This is a genomic window from Amycolatopsis sp. lyj-84 (genome assembly GCF_046549075.1).
GTDB lineage: Bacteria > Actinomycetota > Actinomycetes > Mycobacteriales > Pseudonocardiaceae > Amycolatopsis.
The window spans coordinates 546,169-552,365 of the sequence record NZ_JAJPWO010000005.1; the positions used below are offsets into that span (position 1 = coordinate 546,169).

A 6,197-nucleotide genomic window follows, 5' to 3' on the forward strand; every position below is an offset into this window, starting at 1 on the left:
TCCTTCGAGCTTAACCCGCGGCGAGCCGGGCGGCCCGGCCCTTCGCCCCGCTCGCCCAGCACGCGCCGCGGGCGCAATCGACCGAGTCCAGCGATCCAGTGTCGAACGACTGCCAGTGCCGTCCGCCGTCCGGGCTCAGATCGCTCCCGCCGGGGCCGACGGCGATGACCGTGTTCCCCAGCCAGGCCAGGCCGGAGCGATAACCGACCGGGGCCTCCGGCGGTGTCCGCCACGTGCGCCCCTTGTCCGCGCTGAGCGCGACCGCGGGACCGGGTGCGTTCGGCGCCGCGTAGTCGCCGCCGATGGCCACGCCGTGCCGCGGATCCCGGAACGTCACCGAGAAGACCCCGGCGGAAGCACCGCTGGGCAACGGGGTGTCGGCGGCTTCCCAGGTCCTCCCGCCGTCGCCGGAATGCAGAACCCGCGCGCGTGCCCCGCCGCCGGTCGCGATCCAGGCATCGCGCGGGCCCGACGTGGTGACGCACTGACCGCTGGCGGCGAACCCGAACTCACCTTCCAGCGCGGGAACCATGCCCTCGGCGGGCACGGGCTTCCAGCTGCGGCCGCCGTCCGAAGTGGACTGCAACCGGAACTTCCCGTCCACCGGGTCACTCATCGCGAGGCCGCGACGGTGGTCGAAGAACGCGATGCAGTCGTAGAAGGCGACGGGGTCACTGTTCTGGAAGGACAGTCGCCAGCTCTTGCCGCCGTTGTCGGTGCGGTAGATCCGGGACGCGTCACCGGGCCCGATGGACAGGGCGACCGCGTGATCGGCGTCGAAGGCCTCGATGTCACGGAAGTCGAGGGCTTCGGTTCCGGGCGGTGCGACGGGCTTCCAGGTGCGGCCGCGGTCGGTGGTGCGCAGGACGGTGCCCTTGCTGCCGCTGACCCAGGCCGTGCGGGAGTCCACCGCGGAGAGCCCGCGCAACTGCGCGTCCGTGCCCGTCGGAGTCTCCGTCCACGCGGGGTCGGGGCATTCCGGCGCGGCGTGCGCGACGCCGGTGAACGCCAGCGGGACGACCGCTCCCAGCAGGACCAGCAACGAACGGCGCATCGGCGCACCTCTCCCTCGAAGATCCGTGAAGGCCACCCTAGAGGACCGAGCGTTCCTCAGGATGGCCTTCACGGAGCAACTTCAGAGCGAGGAGATGAGCCTTTCGACCCGTTCGTCCACCGAGCGGAACGGGTCCTTGCACAGCACTGTCCGCTGAGCCTGGTCGTTCAGCTTCAGGTGCACCCAGTCCACGGTGAAGTCACGTCCGGCGGCCTGCGCGGCGGCGATGAAGTCGCCGCGCAGCTTCGCCCGCGTGGTCTGCGGCGGGGTGTCCTTGGCCAGTTCGATCTCGCCGTCGTCGGTGACCCGGCGCACGAGGCCCTTGCGCTGCAGCAGGTCGAAGATGCCGCGGCCGCGCCGGATGTCGTGGTAGGCCAGGTCGAGCTGCGCGATGCGCGGGCTCGACAGGTCGAGGTCGTGCTTGGCGCGGTAGCGCTCGACCAGCCGGTGCTTGATCGCCCAGTCGATCTCGGTGTCGATCTTGCTGAAGTCCTGCTGCTCCACCGCCTCCAGCGCCCGGCCCCACAGCTCGACGACACGCTCGGACTGCGGCGAGGAGCCGGTCTCCTTGACGTGCTGGACGGCACGGGCGTGGTACTCCCGCTGGATGTCCAGCGCGGACGCCTCGCGACCGCCGGCGAGCCGCACCTGGCGGCGGCCGGTGAGGTCGTGGCTGATCTCGCGGATCGCCCTTATCGGGTTGTCCAGCGTGAAGTCGCGGAACTGGACGCCCGCCTCGATCATCTCCAGCACCAGGTTCGCCGATCCGACCTTGAGCAGGGTGGTCGGTTCGGCCATGTTCGAGTCGCCGACGATCACGTGCAGGCGCCGGTACCGCTCGGCGTCGGCGTGCGGCTCGTCGCGGGTGTTGATGATCGGCCGCGAACGCGTCGTCGCGCTGGAGACGCCTTCCCAGATGTGTTCCGCTCGCTGGGACAGGCAGTACACCGCCCCGCGGGGCGTCTGCAGCACCTTGCCCGCGCCGCAGATCAGCTGCCGGGTCACGAGGAACGGCAGGAGTACGTCGGCGATCCGGGAGAACTCCCCCGCACGGGTCACGAGGTAGTTCTCGTGACAGCCGTAGGAGTTGCCCGCCGAGTCGGTGTTGTTCTTGAACAGGAAGATGTCGCCGCCGATGCCCTCGTCCGCCAGCCGCCGCTCGGCGTCGACCAGGAGATCCTCGAGGATCCGCTCGCCCGCCTTGTCATGCGTGACCAGCTGCACGAGGTCATCGCATTCGGCCGTGGCGTATTCCGGATGGGAGCCCACGTCGAGGTAGAGCCGCGAGCCGTTCGACAGGAAGACGTTCGACGAACGTCCCCAGGACACGACACGCCGAAACAGGTAACGCGCCACTTCGTCCGGAGAGAGCCTGCGTTGCCCGTGAAAGGTGCACGTGACCCCGAACTCGGTCTCGATGCCAAAGATCCGCCGCTGCATCCCACCAGAGTAGGCGGTGAGACCCCACTGATGATGCGCCGTTCGGGCTGCGACACGCGGTAGGTACGTTGCATTCGGTGAAAGGTGTGCGGGATGTCCCGATCGGGTATCACGCACATGACATCCCGGCCCGGAAGTGGGGAACTCGTGTTAAAGCAGCTCAAACGCCCTTTCCGCAAGGTCGGGCGGACCGACCGAAGGTTGATGGCGCAGAGCGCGGCGCTGCCGAGGACCAGGGCCGACGAGGTGATCACCTCGCTCTCCAAAAGTGCGGACAAATCCAAGCTCTGGTGGTGTGTCGCCGTCCTGCTCGCGGCGAAGAAGGGCCCGACACGCCGGGGCGCGCTCCGCGGCGTGGCCGCCATCGCCGGGGCGAGCGCCGCGGCCAACCTGATCGGCAAACCGCTGTTCCCTCGCCGCCGTCCCGCGGCCGAGGAGGTGCCGATGCACCGGCGCCTCGTCCGGCGTCCGACCTCGTCGTCGTTCCCCTCCGGGCATTCGGCGTCCGCGGCGGCCTTCGTCACGGCCGTCGCGATGGAATCGCCCAAGGCGGGCGCGGCCCTCGTGCCGCTGGCCGCCGCCGTGGCCTACTCCCGGGTCCACACCGGCGTCCACTGGCCCAGTGACGTCGGCGTGGGCATCGGTATCGGTGTCGGCGCCGGGCTGCTCACGCGCCACTGGTGGCCGCTGAACCCCGACGTCCCCGCCCGCACAGCGCATACAGCCGAAGCGCCCGAGATGCGCGACGGTGAGGACATGCTCGTCCTGGTCAACCCGCACTCCGGGGTCGACGGCCAGGACCCGACCGAGGAAGCCCGCTTCGCCTGGCCCAAGGCCACCATCCTGTACCCGGACTCGAAGCGGGATCTCCGCGATCAGCTCTGTGACGAGATCGCCGCCCGCGACAACACCGTGCGCGCGCTCGGTGTGGCCGGCGGGGACGGGACGGTCGCCGCGGTGGCCGCCGTCGCGGCCGACCACGACCTGCCGCTCGCGCTCATCCCGGCGGGCACCCTCAATCACTTCGCGCGTGACGTCGGCATGCGCTCGATGCCCGACGCGGACGCCGCCACAGAAGCGGGCAACGCCGTCGGCGTCGACCTCGGCGAAGTGGAGATCAACGACGACGACGATCACCGTTACTTCGTCAACACGGCCAGCCTCGGCGGCTACCCGGAGATGGTGCGGGTCAGGGAGAAGCTGCAGAAGCGGCATCCCAAGTGGCCGTCCGCGGCGATCGCGCTCGCCCGCACCCTCCGGCGCGCGAAGCCGCTGGAAGTGACACTCAACGGCAAGAGCACGAGCATCTGGCTGCTGTTCGTCGGCAACGGCACCTACGCGCCGAAGGGGCTCGCGCCCTCACACCGCCCGGCACTCGACACCGGCCTTCTCGACGTGCGCTACCTGCGAGCCGACCTGCCCTACTCGCGGGCCCGGTTCATCCTCGCCACGATCACGAACAGCCTCAACGCCAGTCACGTGTACCAGGAACTCGACGTCCCGGAGCTGCACGTCCGGCTGCTCAACGGCAACCGCCGGGTGGCCACCGACGGCGAGGTCGGCCCGCTCGGCAACGACTTCCGCTTCCGGTCGCGGCCCAGCGCGCTGACCATCTACCGGAACTAGGCTTCGAGCAGGGCGCTGCCCAGCGGCGTCAGCGAGTGCAGCACGGCGTTGCGGTCGCGTTCGGTGGTGATCAGCCCCGCGCGCCGCAGCACCGTGGCGTGCTTGCTCACCGCTGACGGCGTCACTCCCAGCCTTGCGGCAAGTTCGGACGTGCTGCACCCGACCACCAAGACCGCCAGCGCCGCGGCCCTGGTCGGCCCGAGCAGGTCGGCCAGGGCGGTGTCAGGCGACCTCCGCACGTCACGGCCGTACCCGGTCGACGGGGCCGCCTGCCGCACCGACGGATACAGCAGCCGGACCGGCGACTCCCCCTCCGCCGGGACGATCACCGGGCAGACCGCGAAGTAGGTCGGCGAGATCACCAGCCCGGCGCCACCCGCGCCGCGGGAGCCGACGATCCCGTCGCCGACCTCCAGGACGGGAGACGACCACCGCACCAGCGGACGCAGACTCGTCAGCACCGCGTCCACCCCGTCGTGCAGCAGTAGCTGTGCCCGCATCCCGCGATCCGCGTCGACCTGAGCCCGTGCCGATTCCCACCCCGGAGCCAACGACAGATCGAAGTAGTCCTGCATCGCCTGGACGAGCTTCGGCAGCCCCGCGGTGTCACCGTCCGGCAATGCCGCCGCCCAGGCGGGCAGCTCCCGGTTCACCGGGGCGTCCCGCAAGGCCGACTTCAAGCACACCGAGCCCGTCCGGGCGACCGCCGCGAGCCCCGCCTCCAAACCGCTCTCCTCGGCGTCCGGAACGAGAAACGGCGGGATCGGCGCGTACGGGCGGCACAGCCACAGCAGCACCGAAGCCGACTCCGCCAGCCCGTGCCGGACCCGGTGCCGCCACCGGTTGAACAACGCCGAGCCGGCATCGCGCCGCTGCAGGATTTGCAAACTGGATACGAGTTCGGTCAGGGGATCGGCCTCCGGCGCGAGCCGGACGCGCGTCAGGTCCTGCAACGTCAGCTCGATACGCACGGATGTCCTCGCCTAGATCGAAGTCGTCGCCGTGTGATCGCGAGCCACGCCGTTCCGTTACATCACTGAACTGCCGCTTTGCCGCTGCCGGAAATCTCCTCGACGGCCGTGGTCCAGACCTGAATGATGTTCACAGAGGGCCCGCTTCTCGGGGGTTTACGCGGAGCCTTCCACGAGGGGAAATCACCGACAGGTCCAAGGGGCCGCGTTTCGACGCGGCCTGACGACTCCTGCCGTACCCCTTCGTCTCACTGGGAGAAAACGCTTTCCACAAAGGGGAAAAATGACGAAAATGAAGCGTCTGGCCGGCCTCATCGCCGCCGCGGCCGGTGTCCTGACCCTGGCCACCGCGCCCGCCGCCACCGCGGCCCCGCAGCCCACCGGCGACGGGTTCAAGACGGTCACCGTGCACGGCATCAAGCTCATCCCGGTCAAGCGCACCTCGACGGGCGCCCGCACGCAGGCGGCCGGCGTCGCCGACGCGGACATGTTCCTCATCCCGTCCGGGCTGGACGCGAACAAGTGCTGGGACGCCGACCTGGGCACCATCAACCGCAACGGCACCAAGATGCAGGTCTGGGACTGCAACTTCGACGCGGACCAGCAGGCGTTCTACATCACCGACAACCCCGAGGGCTACACCCGCTTCCAGAACGTGGCCAGCGGCCGCTACCTGGACGCGGACCTCAACACCATCAACCAGAACGGCACCATCGTCCAGCTGTGGGACTACATCCCCGGTGCCAAGAACCAGTGGTGGGGCGGAGCCGTCAACCCCGAGGGTTACGTCCGGTTCCAGAACCCGAGCAGCGGCCGCTACCTGACCGCGGAGGGCAACTCGGCCTCCAACGGCACGCGGCTCCAGCTGTGGAGCTTCCTCGCCGGTGGCCGCAGCCAGTGGTGGGGCACCGGCCCCGCCTGAGGCCGTGAACGGTCCGGTTCGCTCCTGACCGGCGGTGGGGGGGGGGGGGGGGGGGGGGGGGGCCCCCCCCCCCCCCCCCCCACACCACCAACCCGACCCACTCGGTACCGGCGCCTCGGTCGCTTGAAGTACGTGATGGCCCCCTTTATTGCGCTAGACGCAAGGAAGGGGGCCCTCACGTACT

The 6,197-nt window shown here is 69.9% G+C and carries 5 protein-coding genes; 2 read left to right on the top strand and 3 right to left on the bottom strand.

Going from position 1 to position 6,197, the window contains the following annotated elements; translation table 11 throughout:
* Nucleotides 1-10 precede the first annotated feature (10 nt).
* On the bottom strand, nucleotides 11-1,054 hold the full coding sequence (locus ACLJRM_RS19605) for a WD40/YVTN/BNR-like repeat-containing protein (protein WP_410663859.1): 1,044 nt from the start codon (nucleotides 1,052-1,054) through the stop codon (nucleotides 11-13).
* 81 nt (nucleotides 1,055-1,135) lie between these two features.
* Nucleotides 1,136-2,494 (bottom strand): Pup--protein ligase, encoded by a 1,359-nt coding sequence (pafA, locus tag ACLJRM_RS19610; protein ID WP_101607686.1) that lies wholly within the window; start codon nucleotides 2,492-2,494, stop codon nucleotides 1,136-1,138.
* Between the two features lie 204 nt (nucleotides 2,495-2,698).
* Here pafA and ACLJRM_RS19615 point away from each other — a divergent pair, with 204 nt between their 5' ends.
* Nucleotides 2,699-4,120, top strand: a complete 1,422-nt coding sequence (locus ACLJRM_RS19615) for a bifunctional phosphatase PAP2/diacylglycerol kinase family protein (protein ID WP_369862387.1) — start codon at nucleotides 2,699-2,701, stop codon at nucleotides 4,118-4,120.
* Here the strand turns inward: ACLJRM_RS19615 and ACLJRM_RS19620 are convergent.
* Nucleotides 4,117-5,091, bottom strand: a complete 975-nt coding sequence (locus ACLJRM_RS19620) for an ArsR/SmtB family transcription factor (RefSeq protein WP_410663860.1) — start codon at nucleotides 5,089-5,091, stop codon at nucleotides 4,117-4,119. The two genes, ACLJRM_RS19615 and ACLJRM_RS19620, sit on opposite strands and share 4 nt — an antisense overlap.
* Nucleotides 5,092-5,374: 283 nt before the next feature.
* Here ACLJRM_RS19620 and ACLJRM_RS19625 point away from each other — a divergent pair, with 283 nt between their 5' ends.
* Entirely contained in the window at nucleotides 5,375-6,013 is a 639-nt protein-coding gene (locus ACLJRM_RS19625) for an RICIN domain-containing protein (RefSeq protein WP_101607683.1), read from the top strand.
* Nucleotides 6,014-6,197 lie beyond the last annotated feature (184 nt).